The sequence below is a fragment of the Glycomyces sp. NPDC048151 genome (assembly GCF_043202775.1).
Classification (GTDB): Bacteria; Actinomycetota; Actinomycetes; order Mycobacteriales; family Micromonosporaceae; genus Glycomyces.
Genome location: NZ_JBIDBB010000002.1, coordinates 56,586 through 76,306 on the forward strand (window position 1 = coordinate 56,586; position 19,721 = coordinate 76,306).

Here is a 19,721-nt window from a genome sequence, read left to right on the forward strand (position 1 = left end):
AGGTGTAGGAGGTGCGGGTTGACAACGACGACAGGGGACCTGACCGGTGCGCGGGTCGACGGCCGGTACCGGCTCACGCGGCTCATCGCGCGCGGCGGCATGGCCGACGTCTACGAGGCGCAGGACGAGCGCCTCGACCGCACTGTCGCGGTGAAGATCATCACGAACGCGGCTGTCGCCGGGTTCGACGTGAAGGCGTTCGCCGACGAGGCGAAGACGATCGCGCGGCTCTCGCACCCGAACGTCGTGGCCGTGTTCGACCAGGGCGTCCACGAGGGACTGCCGTACGTCGTCATGGAGTACGTGCCCGGCACGACCCTGCGCGACCTGCTCAACCGGCGGCGGCGCCTGCGCCTCGAAGAGGCCGTGGAGCTGTGCGGGCAGGTGCTCGACGGGCTCCAGGCCGCGCACGACGCGGGGCTCGTGCACCGCGACATCAAGCCCGAGAACATCCTGCTCAAGAACGGCGGCCGGGGCGACCGCGTCAAGGTGGTGGACTTCGGTCTGGCCGAAGCGGTCCACGGCGACCGTGACACCGGCGGCCCGCTCGTCGCCACCGCCGCGTATGTCGCGCCCGAGCTGGTGAACGGCAAGCCGGCGACGACCGCGAGCGACGTGTACTCGACCGCGATCCTCCTGTACGAACTGCTCACGGGCGAAGTGCCGTTCGACGGCCCCGACTCGGGTGCGGTGGCGCGCAGGCACGTCGACGAGGACGTGCCGACCCCGCAGGAGAAGGCCCCTGACGTGCCCGACGGCCTCGCGGAGCTGGTGCTCGCGGCGGCCTCGCGGCGGCCCGGCGCGCGCCCCGTCGACGCGGGGGCGTTCCTGCGCAGGCTCCAGGCGGTCGACGTGCGGCCCGCGAAGGGCAGCACCGGGAAGGTCCCGCGGCCGACCCGGGTCGTGCAGACCACGATGGTCGTCGAGCCGCCGAAGGCGAAGCGGTCGTGGAAGGCCCTGTCGACGCTCGGGCTCATCGCGGTGCTGCTCGTCGGCGTCGCCGCAGCCGGGTGGTGGATCGGGATCGGCCGGTACACGGCCGCGCCGTCGCTGCTGGACCAGAGCCGCGAGAGCGTCGCGGCGTACGCCGAGGAGCAGGGCTTCGAAGTCGAACTCGTCGACGGCTACAGCGAGAGCGTTCCTGTGGGCGGGATCGTCTCGCAGGACCCGGGCGTGGGCGACCGGATCAGGCGCGGCTCGACGATCACCGTCGTCATCTCGCAAGGGCCGGAACGGTACCAGGTGCCGAGCCTGAAGGGGATGACCGAAGAGAAGGCCCTGTCGGAACTCGCTGCGTTCGACGCCGAGGTGAAGGTCGAGCACGAGTACAGCGTGGACGTCAAGGCGGGCGAGGTCACCCGCACCGACCCTGCCGCAGGTGAAGAGGTCAAGGCCGGGACGCCGGTGACGCTCTTCGTCTCCGACGGGTTCCCGCCGATCACCGTCCCCGATGTGGTGGGCCAGGACGAGGACGCCGCAGTCGACGCGCTCGAAGCGGAGGGGCTCGTGATCGGCGAGGTCACCCGCAGCCACAGCGACACGATCGATGCCGGGCAGGTCATCTCGCAGACCCCCGCCGGAGAGGCCCCGGCGGGACCGGGCGACACCGTCGACCTGGTGGTCAGCGACGGGCCCGAACCGGTCGAGGTGCCGGACGTCGAGGGCATGGAGATCGGCGAGGCCACCGAACTGCTCGAAGGCCTCGGGTTCGCGGTGAAGACCGCGCAGATCTGGTTCACAGGGAAGGTCTTCGACCAGTCCCTCGACCCGGGCTCCGAGCACCCGAAGGGGTCCGAGATCTGGCTCTGGGCCAGGTAGGCGACGAGAAAGGGGCCGGACGAGTGATCGTCCGGCCCCTTTCCTCTTCGCTCAGTTCGCTCCGGCGGCCTTCAGCTCGGTCATCGTGAACAGCGCCTGGATCTGCACGTCGATGTCGGACAGGTTCTTCAGCCCGCCCGACTCGCGGTCGATGACGCACACGCCGCCCTCGACGATCCCGCCCCGGTTCCGCAGTTCCTTCACGGCGTCGAGCACGGCGCCGCCCGAAGTGATGACGTCCTCGACGATGAACAGCCGCCGACCCTCGACCTCGCCGCCCTCGGCCAGACGGCACGTGCCGTACGTCTTGGCCTCCTTGCGCACGAACAGGGCCGGAAGGCCCGTCACCTGCGACAGCATCGTGACGATGGGGATGCCGCCGGTCTCCAGGCCCGCCAGGGCGTCGACGCCGTGCGCGGGCACCAGCGGTGCCAGCGCCTCGGCGATGCGCCGCAGCAGGACCGGGTCGGACTCGAACAGGTACTTGTCGAAGTACTCGTGTGCGACCACACCGGACCGGAGCGTGAACTCCCCGGTCAGGTGCGAGCGGTTGAAGATGTCGCGCGCGAGGTCGGCGTCAGTGGTGCTCATGCGGTCAGCCTGCCACGTGCGGGCCCTTACGGGCGCAGCGGCGGGTAATCCGGGTCGAGGAGGTCACGCTCGGCGAGCCAGTTGTACAGCGGCGTCTCCTTCGGCCAGTGGCCCCAGCCGTGGTCGCCGGTGGGCATGTGGCCGCCGAGCATCTGCTGCTGGACCGGGTCGAGGTCGTTCCACCACGGCTCGTTGGGCAGGTGCTCGACGATGTCGCGGGCGCGGATCCAGCGCGGCGTGAACCCGAAGAACGCGACCTTGCGGGTCAGGTCCGAGTAGTTGTCGCTGCGGGCGTGCCAGATGCGGCGGTCGAAGAACATGACGTCGCCGGCGTTGCCGGTGACCTCGATGGCGCCTTCGGGGTCGGGCCACTCCATGTCGCGGCGCGGCGGGCCGTCGATCCGGTTCCACTTGTGGGAGCCGGGGATGATCTTGGTGTTGCCGCGGCCCTCCTCGGCGAGGTCGGTGAAGAAGTAGGCGAGCTTGACCGACAGGCGCGGGCGCGGGTCGGTCTCGGTCTCGCGGTTCTGGCGGCCGCCGTCCTGGTGCCACTCGAAGCGGAACGGGCGCTTGCCCTCGATCGGCGGGTGCTTGTCCACGTGCGAGTGGTAGACGTGGAAGTTCCAGCCCAGGATCGACCACACGTAGTGGAAGGTCTTGGGGTGGTTGAGCAGGAACGCGAGTTCCGGGCAGGAAGTGACGGCGTCGAGGCGGTGCATCGCGCCTTCGGGGCTGAGCCGCCCCGCTTCCTTCTCGATCTCGTACACGCGGTCCAGAGCGTCGTTGCAACGCTTGAGATCGTCGGCGTCGAGCGCGCCGCGGATCATCAGATAGCCGTCGCGATCGAAGGCTTCACGCTGCTCAGGGGTGAGAGCTGCGGCACCGACCGATGTCAATGCGGTCATCTCAATGCCTTTCCGGGTTCCAGGGGGGATCTTGTCGTCTAGCTAGACGCCTGATCCGCCCAATGCGGTTGCACTGCGGGAGTCGGAAAATCAGGCAAGATTCCCGCGGTGTTCATTACCGGAAATCGTAGTGGCCATCACTTCACAGGCGCTGGAGAAAGACTCGAAGTTCCATGGGAAGTCGCGAAACATGCCGCACCGAAAGCGAACGGGCCGTCACTCTCCGAAGAGGTCGGTGATCCAGTCGAACCAGCCGAAATCAAGCGAGATCCAGTCCCAGCTGAGCTGGTCGAGGTAGCTCATGCCGACCATGAACAGGAAGACGCCGGTCGCCAGGTGCGCGAGGCGCGCGGACTTGCGCTTGGCGTGCAGCCAGCGGCCCCACAGGATGCCGCCCGCGACGCGGATCAGGAAGAACAGGCCGACGGCCACTGCGAGCACGAACAGGTAGCTGAAGACCTGGCTGCGCAGCGTGTCCATGCCCTGCTGGATGGCCCAGATGAGCCACATGATCAGGGAGAACAGGCCGCCGATCACCGACAGCTCGAAGCCCTTCGAGAGCGACCCGGGCGGGCCGAGCAGCGGGGGCCGGTCGGCCTTGTCGAGCTCGCGTTCGCTCGGTTCCTCGGGGTCTGTCGAGAGCTTGAGGCGCGGCAGCGGGTCGCGGCCGGGGGGCGGCCCGGCGGAGCGGCCGGGCGAGTAGCCGTCGGGGCGCTCGTTCTGACTGGGGACGCGGACGCGCCCGGCGGGCTTGTCCTGCACCGGGCTCGGGGCGCCGGCCTCCATGACGCGGGTGCCGTCGGCCATGACGCGGGTGCTGTCCGCGGCCGGGGCGACGGGCGTGACCTGGGTGGGCGCCGCGAGCGGCGCGTTCGGCCGGTCGAGGCGGCGGGTCGCGGCGGTGTCGATCGGGCGGCCCATCGGGGCCGAGTGCACGCCCGCGGTGTGCTCGGTGTTCCAGTCGACGCCGAGGTCGGGGAGGTTCGAGCGGGTCATGACCGCGCAGAGCTCGCCGATCCAGCGCGGCAGCTCCTCGGTGCGGGGCCGGTTCTCCGGGTTGTCGTCGAGCGTCGCGGTGAGCAGCTCGCGCAGGCGCGGGTTCGCCTCGAGCGCCGGGTGCTTGCGCAGCCGCGCCCACGGCACGGACTGCTCCTGGCCGGGCGAGTCGGTGCGGGCGCTCGCGCCCGTCACGAGGTAGAACGCGATCGAGCCGAAGCCGTGCACGTCGTAGGCGGGGCCGACGGTGCCCTGGTGCGCTTCGGGACCGGCGGTCTCGCGCGTGTACGCGATCGTGGTCAGGTGCGCGGGGGTGTAGTAGCGGGCGCCGGTGAAGTCGATGACCTTCGCCGAGCCGTCAGGGCCGATGATCACGTTCGCGGGCTTGAGGTCCATGTGCAGGACCGGGTGCGCGCCCGTGGGCGGGTGGTGCATCGCCTGCATGACCTCGGCGACGGACTTCAGGGTGCGGGCGGCGTCGACGCGGCCGAGCCGCCACTGCAGCAGCTGGCGCAGGTCGTGCCCGGGCAGGTACTCCAGGACCTGGAACGGGACGGGCTCGCCGGTCGGGGCCTGGCCGGGCGGGTGCGGCAGGCGGCCGTAGAACGCGTCGATGCGGCGGCAGATCGCGCCCACGTTCCGGCCGTGGAGGTCCATGAGGACCGCGTCGCCCTTGTCCCAGGAACGGAACTGGTGCTCGCGCGTGTCGTGCGGGTTGAGCCGGAGGACCTTGACGCTCAGGGGCGCCGAGGCGACCCCGGCGGAGACGCGAACGGCCTGGTACACGTCGGCCTGCCCGCCCGAGCCGAGCAGGCCGGTCAGCCGGTAGCTCTGCTCTGACCCCGGCAGGGGGTCGGCCGGGCCGCAGACGAGGTCGACGGTGGCGTTCGACATGAAGTGGTCCTTCGCGATGAATAGTCCGAGCCAATAGCGTAACGCCCGGAACCCACCCTCCACGGCCCCCAGAGGCGGCGCTGTTCGCATCGTCTCAGCGAGCAACCGCTACCCGCCCGGAGCGGGTCAGCGACCCGAGTTCCACGGGCTCCCGGCCTGCGGCGACGACGGCCCGCCCGCGGACGGCTGCCCGTACGAGCTGGCGGGCGGCGCGGGTGCGATCGAGCTGTTCATCGGCTCGAACACGCCGCCGGTCTGCTGCTGCGGCTGCGACGGGACGGGTGTGACCTGCACGCGGTCGAACGTCCCAGTCGAGGCGGGCGCGGCCTGGCCTCCGGCACGGGAAAGCGACCACAAGGCGGGTGAGAGCGCCAGGGTGAGGATGCCGAAGCTGATGGCCCACAGCTCGACCGGGGCCGAGTCCTCGGCGAGGCCGGTCAGGTCGAAGTCGGCGATGTACCAGAGCAGGGAGGAGGTGATGAACAGCAAGGTGCCGATCAGGCCGATGACCTGGAAGACCTGGAGGAGAACGCGAAAACCCTTATTCATGGGTTGACGCTACCAACACCCGTCCAATTACTCCAGATCCGATGTGTCGAATTCTCCTGGTTTTCGCCCACGGAGAAGGCCCGGGCCGAAACCCGGGCCTTTCCTCTGCTTCGTTGCCGCTTAAGGCAGTTCGGGCAGCTCGTGGGTGGACTCCCACTCGGTGAGCATGTCGATGCGGCGCTGGTGGCGCTCGGCGCCGGAGAACGCCTCGTCCACGAACGCGTCGGCGAAGCTGGTCGCCTCGTCGAGCGAGTGCATGCGGCCGCCGATGGCGACCACGTTCGCGTCGTTGTGCTGGCGGCCGAGCTTCGCGGTCTCCACGCTCCAGGCCAGGGCCGCGCGGCAGCCCGGGACCTTGTTCGCGGCGATCTGCTCGCCGTTGCCGGAGCCGCCGATGACGATGCCGAGGCTCCCCTTGTCCGCGACCACCTGCGAGGCGGCGTTGAGGCAGAACGGCGGGTAGTCGTCCTCGGCGTCGTACTGGTGCGGGCCCACGTCGACGACCTCGAAGCCGCGGCCGCCCAGGTGCTTCACCAGGTGGTCCTTGAGTTCGAGGCCCGCGTGGTCGGAGGCGAGATAAATGCGCACGATGGGACCTTAGCCTTTCGGAAGCTCGACGATGGCGAGACCGGCGCGGGCCTTGGGCACGAACCAGGTCGACTTGCGCGGCATCTTCAGCCGCTGGAGGTTCACGTCGATGAAGTCGGGGACGGTGACCGGGGCGATGAGGATCGCCAGGTCGGCCTTGCCCGCGTCCACCTGCTCGGCGAGCCACGACGCCGGGTAGTCGCCGCCCACGTACGTGATGCGCTTGTCCCCCGCGTCCCAGCCGAGCAGGCCCGTGAAGACCTCGTTCTCGACCTGCGTGTGGTCGAGGCGGTCGACGACCGAGCCTTCGACTCTGGGGAAGGCGATCTCCCAAGTGCGGCCCTGGCCGTAGACGACCACGGTGCCGCCCTCGGCGGGCGTCTGGGGCGGGTCGTCGACCTCGATGACCGAGGCGCCGATCTGCCCGATCTGCTCCACCAGCTGCGCGGCCGAACCGGGCAGGCCCTTCACGAGGCGGTGGTAGGGGCGGATGACGACCGACTGCGGGGTGGTGATCACCGCGAGGAACCGGTCGAGCTCGCCGACCTGCGCGGCCAGCGAGCGGTGGTTGCCGTCGGCCACGATGAGGTCGCCGTCCCCGGCCAGCGCGGTCAGGGCCTCCCCGGCCTCGCCGCCGATCGCCCAGATCTCGTGCGCGCGCCCGGCCTCGTCGACGTCCTTCGCGACGGGCTCGCCGGCACCGGCGATCGCGGTCTCGATCGCGGCGTGCAGCTCCTCGCCGCGGCTCGACTGGAGCAGCAGGACGGGGCTGAGCAGGTGGCGCAGGCGCTGGTTGAGCTCGTTGCGCTGCTTGACCTTCTCGATGAAGACGTCCTCGTTGCGGATGACCTTGCCGGGCTCCTCGGCGGAGGAGGAGATCTCGGCGGTGTCGACGAGGCAGAACACGCCGTACGCGGTGGGCTCCTCGCCGCCGGAGATCCGGTAGGCGACGGCGACGTCGCCGAACGCGGCGAAGCGCCCGGCCTCCTTGAGCGCGGAGAGCCGCTCGGCCGCGGCGGGCAGGGCCTGCTCGAACGTCAGTCCGGCGGCCACCGCCTCGGGCGTGTGCGCGGGCATCTCGACGCCCAGCATGGACGCGGGGTTCGCCTCGATGATCCGGGTGATCTCGGTTTCGTCGGGGAACTCGTCGTAGTTCTTCGCACCAGTGCTCCCGGTGGAAAGCCAGGCCTGGTCGATCGGGTGTGCAGCAGTCACGCCACGAGCGTAATCGACCCTGTTCATCGCCGACGTGGCCGCCGAGTGAACTCCCGAGATGTGACACACTTCTTTCATATCCGAATCCCTGACTGGAGGCACTGTGGCGGCAACGCACATTCTCACTCGAGACGAGGCTCAGCGTCGCGCTGAGCTGCTCCACGTCGAGTCCTACACCGTGGAGCTCGACCTCACCGGGCACGAGCAGGGCGACACCTTCGGCTCGCGCACCGCCGTCAAGTTCTCCTGCACCGAACCGGGTGCGGAGACGTTCATCGAGATCGCCGCCGAACGCATCGAGGACGCCTTCCTCAACGGCGAGCCCGTCAGCCTCATCGGCTACGACCCCAAGGACGGGCTGAAGATCACGGGTCTCGCGGCCGAGAACGAGCTGGTCGTGAACGCGGTCTTCGCGTACTCGACCGACGGGCAGGGCCTGCACCGCATGACCGACCCGGTCGACAAGGAGACCTACCTCTACTCGCAGTTCGAGGTCGCCGACGCGCAGCGCGTGTACGCGTGCTTCGACCAGCCGGACCTGAAGGCCGCGTTCACGTTCCAGGTGCGGACCCCCAAGCACTGGACCGTGATCTCGAACATGCCCGCCGAGCACGAGACCGTGGTCGAGGACGTCAACCTGAAGGTGACGCTGTTCAAGCAGTCGGTGCGGATGAGCCCGTACATCACCGCGATCTGCGCGGGCCCGTACGTGGGCGTGCACGCGGTGCACGACGGCATCGACATGGGCCTGTACTGCCGCCAGTCCATGAAGGACTACCTGGACCCCGAGGGCGTCTTCGAGGTCACCCGCCAGGGCTTCGACCACTTCCACGAGCACTTCGGGGTGCGGTACCCGCTGCCGAAGTACGACCAGGTCTTCGCCCCCGAGTACAACTTCGGCGCGATGGAGAACTTCGGCTGCGTCACCATCGCCGAGGCCTCGTTCCTGTTCCGCTCGCAGGTCACCGACTTCGAGCTGGAGCAGCGCGCGAACGTGATCCTGCACGAGATGGCGCACATGTGGTTCGGCGACCTCGTCACGATGCGCTGGTGGGACGACCTGTGGCTCAACGAGTCCTTCGCCGAGTGGGCCTCCCACTGGGCGAACGTCGAGGCGACCCGCTTCGACGGCGCGTGGACGACGTTCCTGTCGGCCCGCAAGAACTGGGGCTACGGCGCCGACCAGCAGCCGACCACGCACCCGGTGTACACCGCCGCAGGCGACACCGAGGAGATCCAGGCGAACTTCGACGGCATCACCTACTCCAAGGGCGCCTCGATCCTCAAGCAGCTCGTCGCCTACGTCGGCATCGACCCGTTCCTGGCGGGCCTGCGCGCCTACTTCGAGAAGCACCAGTTCTCCAACGCGGTGTTCTCGGACCTGTTGGGCGAGCTGGAGGCCGCGAGCGGCAAGCCGCTCAAGGACTTCGCGGACACGTGGCTGCGCACCGCGGGCGTCTCGACCCTGCGCCCGGACGTGGCCGTGGACGCGGACGGCAACTACACCAAGGTCACTGTGCTGCAAGAGGTTCCGGCCGAGCACCCGACGCACCGCACGCACCGCATCGCGATCGGCCTCTACGACCTGGAAGCGGGCGTGCTCAAGCGCCGCGACCGGATCGAAGTGGACGTCACCGGTGAGGCCACCGAGATCACCGCGCTCGCGGGCGTGAAGCAGCCGGACTTCCTGCTGCTCAACGACGACGACCTGACGTACGCGAAGCTGCGCCTGGACGAGCGGAGCCTCGCCACGGCCGTCGAGCACACCTCGGCGCTCGAGGACTCGCTCGCGCGGGCGCTCATCTGGGCCGCCGCGTGGGACATGCTCCGTGACGCCGAACTGACCGCGACACAGTTCGTACAGCTCGGCGTGAAGAGCCTCACGACCGAGACGGACATCAACATCGTCACCGTCGCGCAGCGGCAGGTCGCCGGGGCGCTCGCCTACGCCGACCCGGCCCACCGCGCCGCGCTGCGCGAGTCCTGGGCGCAGGCCGCGAAGGCCGCGATGGAGGCCGCCGCGCCGGGCTCGGACCCGCAGCGGTCGTGGGCGAAGGCCTACGCGTCCGCGTCGCGCTCCGAAGCGGACCTGGCCCGCATCGGCGGGTGGCTCGAGGGCAACGAGGTCCCTGAGGGTCTGGCCGTCGACGCCGACCTGCGGTGGGCCCTGCTCACCGGGCTCGTCGGCAACGGGGCAGTCCCCGAGGACGCCATCGACGCCGAGCTCGACCGCGACTCCACGGCGGACGGCCAGCGCCTGGCGATCATCGCCCGCGCGGTCGTCCCGAACGCGGAGGCGAAGCAGCGCGCCTGGGAGCGGATCACCGACCCGAACTCGGAGAACTGGGTGCGCCGGTCCTCGATGCTCGGTTTCGCGCCGCTCGACCAGGCCGACCTGGTGCGCCCGTACCTGCGGCCGTACCTGGACGCGGTGCCGGAGCTGTGGGAGAAGCTGGGCGCGCAGCAGGCCGTCGAGTTCTCCAAGCTCGCGTTCCCGTCGAACCTGATCGAGGCGGAGACGCTGGAGACGCTCGACGCGTGGCTCGCCGAGGACCGGCCCGCGCCGGTCAAGCGCGGCGTGGCCGAGGGCCGGGCGGACATCGCCCGTGCACTGAAGGGCCGGGAACTGGACAAGTCCGCTTAAACTCGGATCGAGTCTCATCGGGGCTCCGGGACCGCCGCGCACATCGGCGTCCCGGAGCCCCGAGCGCTTTTCGCGCCGTTGATAAGCTCGCCGTGTTCCACACCCCCGCCTTAAGAGGAAAGAGCCGTCTTGTCCGCGCTTTTGCCGGTGGTCGTCCTGAGCGCCACCCTGGTCGCGTTGTTCGGGATCGTCCTGCCGCTCCTGCTGCTCGGGCCCGTGCTCGCCTCGCGCACCCGGCCCCAGCCGCAGCAGCTGATGTTCGCCGTCGTGCTGCTCATCCCGACCGTGCTCATCGGTTCGGGCTTCCTGGCCTGGTGGGCGGTCGACTGGCTGCGCCGGTACGACGTGCCCGCGCCCGAGCTCGTCGGCATCAGCCTGGTCGTGTCGGGCGTGATCGGCCTGATGGCGCCGCTGCGCGTGCCGACCGGGAGCGGGCCGTTCTGGCTCAAGCCGCTCCTCGGCCTGGCCGCGGGCGTGCTCGTGCCGATGTCGATCATCTGGACGGTCGACGCGGGGCTGCACGAGGTCGCGGCCGTCGGCATCGGCGTGCTCGTCCTGGCCGCGCTCGTCGTGGTGTTCCGGGTGGTCGCGAAGCCGCTCGCCGACCGGCGGCAGGCGAAGCAGGCGCGCAACTCGGTGCGGCGTTTCCAGGGGCAGCTCGTGGACGTCACCGACACGGCGTGGAGCCTGTCGAGTGCGCGCGGGGACGCGAACCGGATCGTGCTGACCTACAGCGGCGAGTCCGGCGGCAAGACCGTCGGTGCGTCCCTGATCCTCAAGCGCGACATGGAGTGGGTGCCGAAGGCCAAGGAGAACGAGTCGGCGGTGTTCGAGCTCGCGAAGGGCCTCAACGGCCAGCCGACCGAGGCGGTCCTGGCGCAGAAGGCGATCGGCTCCCCCGCGACACTGACGATGCGCATCCCGGGGACGACGATCCTGTCGATCCGCGAGACCGTCGCCGATTCCCTCTCGTGGGTCGAGTTCATCGGGAAGCTCGAGCTGACCGAAGCCGACGACCTGCTCAAACGCCAGTTCCCCGAGGACGCGAAGCGGAAATGAGCGAGCACGAGAACGGCCCGGAAGCCGAGGCTTCCGGGCCGTTCCGCTGTCTCTGGTCTAGCGGCTCGCGGCGGTCTCCGCGAGCATGCGCAGGCCGGTGATGATGCCCCCGGCGAGCTGTCCGGCGCCGAACGCGGCCTCCATGGAGAAGACCACGAGCGCGGCGGAGCGGTCCGGGACCTTCTCCTGGGCGAGCTTGCCGGTCACGATCTCCAGCTGCCGCTGCTCGGGCGAGACGGCGATGAGGATCGAGCGGTCCGGGTCGGCGAGCTTGTCGTGCAGCGCCTCGGCCGCGCCGCGGACCGGGTCGTGCAGGGGCCCGACGTAGACGCTGTAGTGCAGGCCGCCGCCGTCGCGCTCGGCCACGGAGAGGGCCTCGTCGATGTGCAGCAGCTCGCGGGTGTCGAACGGGCCTTCGAGCATCGCGGGCTTGACGTCCTCGGGGCTCTTGTCGACGCCCTCGACGATCGCCACCTGGTTACCACTTGCCATGCGAGCCTCCCTTGGGTCCACTGGCGACGGTCTCGGCGCCGTGGGCGCCGGACTCGAGTTCGGCCAAGCCGGACTCGCCTGCCACCGCGCCATTGCGGGCGACGAACCACACCGGTTTGAAGTTGTAGGGCTCGCCCGTGCGGTAGCGGGACTGCGGCCTCGGGTGCCGAAGGAAGATCAGGGCGAAGACCGCGACCACGACCAGGATCGGGGCGCCGAAAAGTATCAGCCAGTCCTGGAAATTCATGTTGCTCCCCTAGATTTCGATACAGGTGACCCGGCGGACTCGCAGGCTGGCGAGCAGGCGCCGTCACCATGGCCCTCAGACTAATCCAATTACGCCCCTCACATCGCCGCAGGTGGTAACTCCGTGCACCCGGTCGCACAGGGTCCGAAAGCGTTGGTGCGGCAAGGCAAGCGCACGAACGGGGCCCGCCGACGGTCATGCGACTGTCGACGGGCCCCGCTCGTCCGATGGCGGCTCCTACGAGAGCCGGGCGCGCTCCTTCCCGTGGCGGGGCAGCCAGGCCTCCCACGCCGGGTCGGGGCGGCGCTGGCCGCGGAAGCCGCGCAGCTGCCAGCCCGAAGGCGGCCGGGGCGCCCGGGGCAGGCGCCAGCCGAGCTCGGCCAGGGTCTTGTCGCTCTTGCGGTGGTTGCAGGGGGCGCACGCCGCCACGACGTTGTCCCACGTGTGCGTCCCGCCGCGCGAGCGGGGCACCACGTGGTCGATGGTCTCGGCCGACGCGTTGCAGTACACGCACCGCCAGTCGTCGCGGGCGAACACGCCGCGCCGCGACGGGCTCGACCCGACCTGCCTGGGGATCGGCACGTAGCGGTTGAGCCTGACCACCGAGGGGACGGGGATGTGCATGGTTTCGGAGCGCAGAAAACCGTCACCAGGAGTGACGGTTTCGGCCTTTCGAGTGAGCAGCAGCACCGCCGCCCGCTTGACTGGTATCACGCACAGCGGCTCGTAACTCTGGTTCAGGACGAGGGCGGAGCCCAGCGTGGCCGCGTTGTGCGTGAAGAGATTCGGGAGCACCCCTGGGGAAGGGTCGCTGTCGAGAGCGCTCCTATGTCGAGGACCTATCACGGTGACGTACCTCCAAGCCATCGGTCCCCACAAGTTTGACCTAAATCTCAGAAAATTGCACCCTGGTTCCGTGGGATCTTGAATGACACGCGAATATCGTCTGTGCGGGCCCAGCGCGACACCGGATCGGACGGACGTCGGTAAGGGTGCCGGAGAGGCGTGAACACTGCGCCCGCGCCTGGATGACCTTGAGAAGGACGAACGTGGAACTGCTAGCCGCCACCGAGGAGACCTCGCCCTGCGACCCGGGTTTCAACTCGTGTTCAGTGCTGTGGAGCGTCACCAAGAACGACAACTTCGCCGTCGACGGCGGCGTGGTGCTCGACAAGATCGGGCAGGTCCTGCTCATCATCTTGGCGGCGTTCTTCCTGCGCTGGCTCGTCAACCGCGCCATCGGCCGCATCATCAAGCAGGTCACCTCGATCAAGGGCCCGCAGTCGATCGCGGAGCTCGCCGACAAGCTCGGCTCGGGCAACGCCCGCCGGGACGAGCTCCTGGGCGACCGCAGCGACAAGCGCGCCGAGACCCTCACCGGCGTGCTGCAGCACGTCGCCGGGATCGTCATCTTCTCCGTCGCGTTCATGCTGGTGCTCAGCGCCTTCAACGTGAACCTCGCGCCGATACTCGCCAGCGCGGGCATCGCGGGCATCGCGATCGGCTTCGGCGCGCAGAACCTGGTGCAGGACTACCTGGCCGGGATCTTCATCCTCATCGAGGACCAGTACGGCGTGGGCGACAACGTCGACGTCGGCGACGCCCAGGGCACCGTGGTCGACATGGGCCTGCGGGTCACGACGCTCAGGTCGCTCGACGGGACACTGTGGTACGTGCGCAACGGCCAGATCCTGCGCGTCGGCAACTCCAGCCAGAGCTGGGCGTACGTCGTGGTCGACACGCCGCTGCCGCCGACCACGGACATCGACCGGGCCGGGGAGATCATCACGCAGGTCGCCGAGGAGTTCGTGCAGGACGAGGAGTGGAGCGACCACATCCTCAAGGAGCCCGAGTACCTCGGCCCGATCGCGATCACCATCGACGAGATCAAGGTGCGCCTGGGCGTGCGGACGACCTCCGACCAGCAGTGGGCGGCGGGCCGTGAGCTGCGGCTCCGCGTCTCCGAGGCGCTGCGGTCGGCCGGGATCATCGACCTGGCCGCCACCGGGCGGATCTACGTGCCGCGCACGGTCGCGGGCGGCGGGGCCGCCGGTGCGGCCGGCGCGGCGGGGACGACTCCCTAGGTACCGCGCTTTCCAGGTGATATAGAGCCCATTCGGTGTGACGCGTGCCGGATCGCCTTCCCAGTCGGTCCGGCCCTTGGCACGATTGGGAGATGCCTAGTGACAGCCCGCGAGCCGTAGTGGCTCTGACGCCCACCGGACAGCCTGCGCCCACGCAGTCCTTCTATGAGGCCGTGGGCGGCGAGGCGACGTTCGAGCGCCTGACGAACGCGTTCTACGCGCACGTGGCCGACGACCCGATCATGCGGCCGATGTACCCCGAGGAAGACCTGGCCCCGGCCGCACGGCGGTTGAAGATGTTCCTGGAGCAGTACTGGGGCGGGCCGCACACGTACTCCGAGGAGCGGGGCCACCCGCGCCTGCGGATGCGCCACAATCCGTTCACCATCGGCGAGCGCGAGCGCGACGCCTGGTTGAAGTGCATGCGCGCGGCCATGGACGAGGTCGCCCTGCCCGCCGAGTACGACCAGGTCATGTGGGAGTACATGGAGCGCGCGGCGGACTTCATGAGGAACGAATGAAGCTTGAGCGCAGCATGCGCAACGAGTAGGCCTGCGGGCCAACGAGACTGAAGACGAGAACGGAGCGGCGGGGAGACCCGCCGCTCCGTTCTTCTCTGCGTTCAGGTCAGGCGAGGCACTGGCGCTCGACCTCGCGGAAGAGCTCGTCGTGGGCCTCGGCCCACTCGAGGTACTCGGCACTGACGAGATCCTCGAAGCTGTCGATCGTCCCCGGATAGTTGTCGGCGATGAACGCGTCGAGCGCGTCGGAGCAGGCCTGGCGGGCGTCGGAGTCGGCCTGGAGGGTGTCGCGCTCCAACTGGAGGGCGACGACCTCGTCCTCGAGGTCGTCGCGTTCGGTCTCGGTCGTCTCGAGCTGTCCGGCCTGGTCGTCGAAGTCGTTCGTCTTCTCCGAGTAGAGGATGCCGAAGGTCGCCGCGACGCCGGCCAGCACGACCGCGATGACCGCGAAGGCGATCGCGGCCTTGTTGCGGGGCTTGCGCGGGGCCATCGGCATCGGGATCGGGCCGGTCGGCATCCCGGGCGGGGGCACGCCGGGTCCTCCGACCGGCATGCCCGGGGGCGCTGCGGCCGGGGATCCCATCGGCGGCGGGGTCATCGCGTAGCCCTGGGCGGGCGGCGGGACCGGCGAGGGGAGCGCCGTCTGCGGCAGTGCGCCGGTCGATGCGGTAGCGGCCGGTGCCATGGCGCTCGCCGGGGCGGGCGGCACGGCGGGGGGCGAGTATCCCGGAGCCTGCGCGGCGACGGGTGCCTGTGCCTCCGTGAGGAAGTCGTCGGTCGCGGAGGCGGGCTGCGGGGCCTCGGCCGTCGGAGCGGCGGGCTGCGGGGCGGCGCCGGGGACGACCTTCACGGTGGCGTCGTTCTCCCCTGAGAAGACCGAAGGCGATGAGTCCGGTTGCGGCGCTGCCGAAGACGGGACCGCGGGCGGCTGGGGCTGGGCCGCTTGCGGCGCCTCGGGTTCGAGACCGGAAGTGAAGTCAGGGGTCTGGGCGGGCTCGGGAGGCTGGGGCTGGGGTTCGGGGCTCATGGGGTCTCCTATCCAATTTGGAGGTGGGGGTTCCTCATGATCGTACCGGCTCAAAGCGAAACGCACCTGCTCAAAGCGGCGCCCCGGGCTCCTCGCGGAACCCGGGGCGGCGTCTTGCACAGGTGCACAACGGTCAGACCGGCAGCCTCTAGAGCAGTTCGCCTTCCAGCCACTCGACGAATGTGCCCGAGATCGCGGTGCCGCAGTCGATGAGCTCTTCGAGCAGGGCGGTGGTGATGCCGGGGCGGACGGGGACCTGGATCTCGCCGAAGACCGGGAGCGCGCCCGAGTCGGTCGGCTCGCCGAGGTAGGCCTTGAGGAAGCGGCGGGTGCGGTTCCACTCGTTCATGGCGGCGTAGCCGCGCTCGGCCCACTCGCGCGGCACGGTCTGGTAGGCGCGGGCGCGCAGCACCAGGATGTCGCGGTCGGGGCCCTCGGCGCGGACCTGGACGATGTGGCGCTCCCAGAGGGCCACGATGCCGCCGTTCTCGTCGACGAGGTAGCGGATGTCGAGGTTCTTCAGGGCCGCGATGATGCGGTCCGAGTCGAGCGGAGCGGCCTCGTCGACCTCCTGGGCGACCGCGTCGGCGGCGATCTGCTCCAGGTCGGTGATGAAGTCGGGGTCGATCTCCTCGAGGTCCTTCTTGATGAGATGCCAGCGGTCGACCTCGGAGATCTGCTCGTGCTCGGGGCCGAGCAGGAGCTGTTCCGCGGTGAGCTCGTGACGCAGCTCGCGGGAGGCGAACTCGAGGTCGACCTCGAGCTCCTCGGTGTCGAACTCGGGGTCCTCGTGCCGTTCGGCGCGCGGGTTCGGGACCGCGCTCGGCTGGCTGCCGCGCGCCTGGGCGCGCTCGGCGGCTCCGCCGAGCTCGCTGTCGGCCTCGGCGACCGCCTCGGCGATCGACTCTTGCTGTGCGTCGCGTTTTCTGCTGCGCCACCATGCCATGGTGTTGTCCGCCTTCCCACCCAAAATGCGAATCACTGGCAGTGTTGGGTAATACGTTGGCATTCATGCTGAGCTGAACCATTGGATGTGATTGGTCGTGCTTCGCGGGGCATAGCCAAGTTACGTCGTGTTGCAGTGAGCAGGCTACGACCTCGCTACGACTTGGCACAACCGTCAACCAATCCTGACCAAAAGTATGAACCGTCGAGCGTTTGTTCGCAGGCGCGAACGGGGTACTGTCACCGGTTTCATATGTATCAGAACAGGAAGGGCCGTCCCATCCTCCGGACGTCGGGTATCCGTCACCGATCGGGGTGACAGTCACTCAGTGTTCCGAATCGGTCACAACAAGGGAAGGCCGCGGTCCCGGTCCCAGACGGTGCCGTAGGTGGCGGCGAGGCCGATGCGCCGGCCCGACTTGAGGACCCGGACCGGGTCCGTCCCGAGGAAGCCCATGCGGCAGAGCCCGGCGACGAGCCGCAGCTCGACCGGGTAGATCCGGCCGTCGTGCTCGACGCGGAGCGTGACGTGGTCGAGCATGGCGTCGCGCAGGCGGCGGTCGCCGATGCCCTGGCCGCGCCGCTCCCGCAGGGCCTGGGCGGCCTTCTGGTCGATGTCGGCGATGTCGGCGGCCGGGACGGACTCGACGGTCGTCCACGGCCGCTTCGGGAGGCGCCCGCGCCACTCGGCGGCGGGCCGGGCGGCCGGGGAGCCCGCGGCGAGGTCTCCGGCGCGGTAGAGGCCCTCGGGGAGGGCCGTCGCGCCTTCGCGGACGGCCAGGACCCCGAAGGGCAGGGCGGCCCACAGGAGGCCGCCCTGCGCGAGCACGAGGGTGTCGGGGTCGAGCCTGGCGGCGCGGGCAGCGAAGGCCGCGTCGTCCCCGGCGGTGGTCGGTTCTGGTTTCAACGGATCGTCATTCGCGGACTAGTCGGTCCACTGCTCGAGGTACGCCCGCTCCTCGGCGGTGATGCGCCGGGGCCGCTGGGAGACGATGTCGTACGGCACCATCACGGTCTTGGCGCGCAGCGCGAGCTTGTCGTTCGCGATGAGCTCGTAGGCGAACGAGAACGAGGAGTTCCCGATCCGCTCGACCCAGAGCTCCACGCGGGTCTCGGCGGGCACCGTCACCGGCAGCAGGAAGTCGACCTCGTGGCGGGCCACGACGACGCCCTCGCGGAACCCGGGGACGCCGGACTCCGCGGCGGCGGAGAACATCATGGCGACCCGGGCCTCCTCGAGGAGGACCATGAACTGGTTGTTGTTCACGTGCCCGAAGGCGTCCATGTCCGACCAGCGCAGCGGGACGTCGACCTTGAAGCGCGCCACGGCTAGTCCCGGGTGAGCTTCCGGTGCGTGACCCGGTGCGGGTTCAGGGCCTCCGGGCCGAGGCGCTCGGCCTTGTTCTTCTCGTACGACTCGAAGTTGCCCTCGAACCAGAACCACTTCGGCAGGCCGTCCTCGTCCTCGCCCTCCCAGGCGAGGATGTGGGTGGCGACCTTGTCGAGGAAGGCCCGGTCGTGGGAGATCACGACGGCGCAGCCGGGGAACTCAAGGAGCGCGTTCTCCAGGCTGGAGAGCGTCTCGACGTCCAGGTCGTTGGTGGGCTCGTCGAGCAGGAGGACGTTGCCGCCCTGCTTGAGGGTGAGCGCCAGGTTCAGGCGGTTGCGCTCGCCGCCCGAGAGGACCTTGGTGGGCTTCTGCTGGTCCGGGCCCTTGAAGCCGAACGCGGCGATGTAAGCGCGCGAAGGCATCTCGACCTTGCCGACCATGAGGTAGTCGAGGCCGTCGGAGACGACCTGCCAGACGGTCTTGTCGCCGTCGAGGCCCGTGCGGTTCTGGTCCACATAGGAGATGTCGACCGTGCCGCCGATGTTCACGACGCCGGAGTCGGGCTTCTCGAGGCCGACGATGGTCTTGAACAGGGTGGTCTTGCCGACACCGTTCGGGCCGATGATGCCGATGATGCCGTTGCGCGGCAGGTTGAAGTCCAGGCCGTTGATGAGCGTCTCGCCGTCGAAGCCCTTGACCAGGTCCTTGACCTCGATGACGGTCGAGCCCAGGCGCGGGCCCGGCGGGATCTGGATCTCCTCGAAGTCGAGCTTGCGGGTCTTCTCGGCTTCGGCGGCCATCTCCTCGTAGCGGCCGAGGCGGGCCTTGGACTTGGTCTGGCGGCCCTTGGCGTTGGAGCGGACCCACTCGAGCTCGTCCTTGAGGCGCTTCTGGAGCTTGGAGTCCTTGCGGCCCTCCACCTTCATGCGCTCGGCCTTCTTCTCCAGGTAGGTGGAGTAGTTGCCCTCGTAAGGGTAGGTGCGGCCGCGGTCGAGCTCGAGGATCCACTCCGCGACGTTGTCGAGGAAGTACCGGTCGTGCGTGATCGCGATGACCGCGCCCGGGTAGGTGGCGAGGTGGCGCTCCAGCCAGAGGACGGACTCGGCGTCCAGGTGGTTGGTGGGCTCGTCGAGGAGCAGCAGGTCGGGAGCCTCGAGCAGCAGCTTGCAGAGCGCCACGCGGCGGCGCTCGCCGCCGGAGAGGTTGGTGACGGGCCAGTCGCCGGGCGGGCAGCGCAGCGCGTCCATGGCCTGCTCGATCTTGGAGTCGAGCTCCCAGGCGTTGGCGGCGTCGAGCTCCTCCTGCAGGCGGCCCATCTCGGCCATGAGCTCGTCGGTGTAGTCGGTGGCCATCTCCATGGCGACCTCGTTGAACCGGTCGAGCTTGCCCTGGATGTCCGCGACGGCCTCCATGACGTTGCCCATCACGGTCTTCTCTTCGTTCAGCGGCGGCTCCTGCGCGAGCATGCCGACCGTGGCGCCCGCGGCGAGCTTCGCGTCGCCGTTCGAGACCTGGTCCTGACCGGCCATGATGCGCAGGAGGCTGGACTTACCGGCGCCGTTGGGGCCGACCACGCCGATCTTCGCACCCGGGTTGAAGTACAAGGTGACGTCGTCGAGGACGACCTTGTCACCGTGCGCCTTACGCGCCTTTTCCAAGGTGTAGATGAACTGCGCCACGCTGATCCTTCGCTTTGCGACGGGCTGTACTGAACTGACCGGTGTCAATGATGTCAAGTCCCGGGGGCCGACCGCCAATCGGGCCGTCGCCGGACCCGTCTGCGTCACCGCGACCGCCCGGCGGCACTCCCCGGTAG

At 69.4% G+C, this 19,721-nt stretch carries 19 protein-coding genes; 5 read left to right on the forward strand and 14 right to left on the reverse strand.

What is annotated here, in order from left to right:
* Nucleotides 1-18 precede the first annotated feature (18 nt).
* Nucleotides 19-1,818, forward strand: a complete 1,800-nt coding sequence (locus tag ACGGCP_RS03665; RefSeq protein WP_392960553.1) for a PASTA domain-containing protein — start codon at nt 19-21, stop codon at nt 1,816-1,818.
* 51 nt (nt 1,819-1,869) lie between these two features.
* Here ACGGCP_RS03665 and pyrE read toward each other — a convergent pair whose 3' ends face one another.
* From pyrE to ACGGCP_RS03695, 6 genes are all read right to left on the reverse strand, one after another.
* Nucleotides 1,870-2,409, reverse strand: coding sequence for an orotate phosphoribosyltransferase (gene pyrE / locus ACGGCP_RS03670; RefSeq protein WP_392960555.1), 540 nt, complete (start codon nt 2,407-2,409; stop codon nt 1,870-1,872).
* Nucleotides 2,410-2,435: 26 nt separating this feature from the next.
* Nucleotides 2,436-3,314: a phytanoyl-CoA dioxygenase family protein gene (locus ACGGCP_RS03675; protein ID WP_392960557.1), complete on the reverse strand. Its 879-nt coding sequence runs from the start codon at nt 3,312-3,314 to the stop codon at nt 2,436-2,438.
* Nucleotides 3,315-3,530: 216 nt separating this feature from the next.
* A complete protein-coding gene (locus tag ACGGCP_RS03680) occupies nt 3,531-5,204 on the reverse strand; it encodes a serine/threonine protein kinase (protein WP_392960560.1) in 1,674 nt (557 codons plus the stop codon).
* Nucleotides 5,205-5,330: 126 nt separating this feature from the next.
* The gene (locus ACGGCP_RS03685; RefSeq protein WP_392960563.1) at nt 5,331-5,753 is read right to left on the reverse strand and encodes a hypothetical protein; all 423 of its coding nucleotides are present in this window, start codon (nt 5,751-5,753) and stop codon (nt 5,331-5,333) included.
* Between the two features lie 120 nt (nt 5,754-5,873).
* Nucleotides 5,874-6,341 (reverse strand): ribose-5-phosphate isomerase, encoded by a 468-nt coding sequence (locus tag ACGGCP_RS03690; protein WP_392960565.1) that lies wholly within the window; start codon nt 6,339-6,341, stop codon nt 5,874-5,876.
* A 9-nt stretch (nt 6,342-6,350) separates the two neighbouring features.
* Nucleotides 6,351-7,556, reverse strand: a complete 1,206-nt coding sequence (locus tag ACGGCP_RS03695; RefSeq protein WP_392960567.1) for a DUF1015 family protein — start codon at nt 7,554-7,556, stop codon at nt 6,351-6,353.
* A 103-nt stretch (nt 7,557-7,659) separates the two neighbouring features.
* On the opposite strand from ACGGCP_RS03695, the gene pepN reads away from it, so the two are divergent.
* Nucleotides 7,660-10,200 (forward strand): aminopeptidase N, encoded by a 2,541-nt coding sequence (gene pepN / locus ACGGCP_RS03700; RefSeq protein WP_392960570.1) that lies wholly within the window; start codon nt 7,660-7,662, stop codon nt 10,198-10,200.
* A 129-nt stretch (nt 10,201-10,329) separates the two neighbouring features.
* Nucleotides 10,330-11,259, forward strand: coding sequence for a hypothetical protein (locus tag ACGGCP_RS03705; RefSeq protein ID WP_392960573.1), 930 nt, complete (start codon nt 10,330-10,332; stop codon nt 11,257-11,259).
* A 57-nt stretch (nt 11,260-11,316) separates the two neighbouring features.
* On the opposite strand, the gene ACGGCP_RS03710 is transcribed toward ACGGCP_RS03705, so the two are convergent.
* From ACGGCP_RS03710 to ACGGCP_RS03720, 3 genes are all read right to left on the reverse strand, one after another.
* The gene (locus ACGGCP_RS03710) at nt 11,317-11,682 is read right to left on the reverse strand and encodes a DUF5130 family protein (protein ID WP_392962009.1); all 366 of its coding nucleotides are present in this window, start codon (nt 11,680-11,682) and stop codon (nt 11,317-11,319) included.
* Nucleotides 11,683-11,737: 55 nt separating this feature from the next.
* Entirely contained in the window at nt 11,738-11,998 is a 261-nt protein-coding gene (locus tag ACGGCP_RS03715; RefSeq protein WP_392960576.1) for a hypothetical protein, read from the reverse strand.
* Nucleotides 11,999-12,235: 237 nt separating this feature from the next.
* Nucleotides 12,236-12,757 (reverse strand): HNH endonuclease, encoded by a 522-nt coding sequence (locus tag ACGGCP_RS03720; protein WP_392962012.1) that lies wholly within the window; start codon nt 12,755-12,757, stop codon nt 12,236-12,238.
* A gap of 290 nt (nt 12,758-13,047) precedes the next feature.
* Between ACGGCP_RS03720 and ACGGCP_RS03725 the strand changes: the two genes are divergently transcribed.
* On the forward strand, nt 13,048-14,082 hold the full coding sequence (locus ACGGCP_RS03725) for a mechanosensitive ion channel family protein (RefSeq protein ID WP_392960579.1): 1,035 nt from the start codon (nt 13,048-13,050) through the stop codon (nt 14,080-14,082).
* A gap of 92 nt (nt 14,083-14,174) precedes the next feature.
* Nucleotides 14,175-14,603, forward strand: a complete 429-nt coding sequence (locus tag ACGGCP_RS03730) for a globin (protein WP_392960581.1) — start codon at nt 14,175-14,177, stop codon at nt 14,601-14,603.
* A 106-nt stretch (nt 14,604-14,709) separates the two neighbouring features.
* Here the strand turns inward: ACGGCP_RS03730 and ACGGCP_RS03735 are convergent, their stop codons facing one another.
* From ACGGCP_RS03735 to ettA, 5 genes are all read right to left on the reverse strand, one after another.
* Complete coding sequence (locus ACGGCP_RS03735; protein WP_392960584.1) at nt 14,710-15,630, reverse strand: hypothetical protein; 921 nt, start codon at nt 15,628-15,630, stop codon at nt 14,710-14,712.
* A 148-nt stretch (nt 15,631-15,778) separates the two neighbouring features.
* Nucleotides 15,779-16,576 carry a YbjN domain-containing protein gene (locus tag ACGGCP_RS03740; RefSeq protein WP_392960586.1) on the reverse strand — a complete coding sequence of 266 codons (798 nt, stop codon included), beginning with the start codon at nt 16,574-16,576 and terminating at the stop codon, nt 15,779-15,781.
* A gap of 342 nt (nt 16,577-16,918) precedes the next feature.
* Nucleotides 16,919-17,482: a hypothetical protein gene (locus ACGGCP_RS03745; protein ID WP_392960589.1), complete on the reverse strand. Its 564-nt coding sequence runs from the start codon at nt 17,480-17,482 to the stop codon at nt 16,919-16,921.
* Between the two features lie 18 nt (nt 17,483-17,500).
* Complete coding sequence (locus ACGGCP_RS03750; protein ID WP_392960591.1) at nt 17,501-17,902, reverse strand: acyl-CoA thioesterase; 402 nt, start codon at nt 17,900-17,902, stop codon at nt 17,501-17,503.
* Between the two features lie 2 nt (nt 17,903-17,904).
* Nucleotides 17,905-19,584, reverse strand: a complete 1,680-nt coding sequence (ettA, locus tag ACGGCP_RS03755; protein WP_392960593.1) for an energy-dependent translational throttle protein EttA — start codon at nt 19,582-19,584, stop codon at nt 17,905-17,907.
* Nucleotides 19,585-19,721 lie beyond the last annotated feature (137 nt).

Excerpts from the sequence above, each read along its gene's own strand:
- pyrE (WP_392960555.1), bottom strand. The coding sequence starts at position 2,409 with ATGAGCACCACTGACGCCGACCTCGCGCGCGACATCTTCAACCGCTCG.
- ACGGCP_RS03675 (WP_392960557.1), bottom strand. The coding sequence starts at position 3,314 with ATGACCGCATTGACATCGGTCGGTGCCGCAGCTCTCACCCCTGAGCAG.
- ACGGCP_RS03680 (WP_392960560.1), bottom strand. The coding sequence starts at position 5,204 with ATGTCGAACGCCACCGTCGACCTCGTCTGCGGCCCGGCCGACCCCCTG.
- ACGGCP_RS03685 (WP_392960563.1), bottom strand. The coding sequence starts at position 5,753 with ATGAATAAGGGTTTTCGCGTTCTCCTCCAGGTCTTCCAGGTCATCGGC.
- ACGGCP_RS03710 (WP_392962009.1), bottom strand. The coding sequence starts at position 11,682 with ATGCTCGAAGGCCCGTTCGACACCCGCGAGCTGCTGCACATCGACGAG.
- ACGGCP_RS03715 (WP_392960576.1), bottom strand. The coding sequence starts at position 11,998 with ATGAATTTCCAGGACTGGCTGATACTTTTCGGCGCCCCGATCCTGGTC.
- ACGGCP_RS03730 (WP_392960581.1), top strand. The coding sequence starts at position 14,175 with ATGCCTAGTGACAGCCCGCGAGCCGTAGTGGCTCTGACGCCCACCGGA.
- ACGGCP_RS03735 (WP_392960584.1), bottom strand. The coding sequence starts at position 15,630 with ATGAGCCCCGAACCCCAGCCCCAGCCTCCCGAGCCCGCCCAGACCCCT.
- ACGGCP_RS03740 (WP_392960586.1), bottom strand. The coding sequence starts at position 16,576 with ATGGCATGGTGGCGCAGCAGAAAACGCGACGCACAGCAAGAGTCGATC.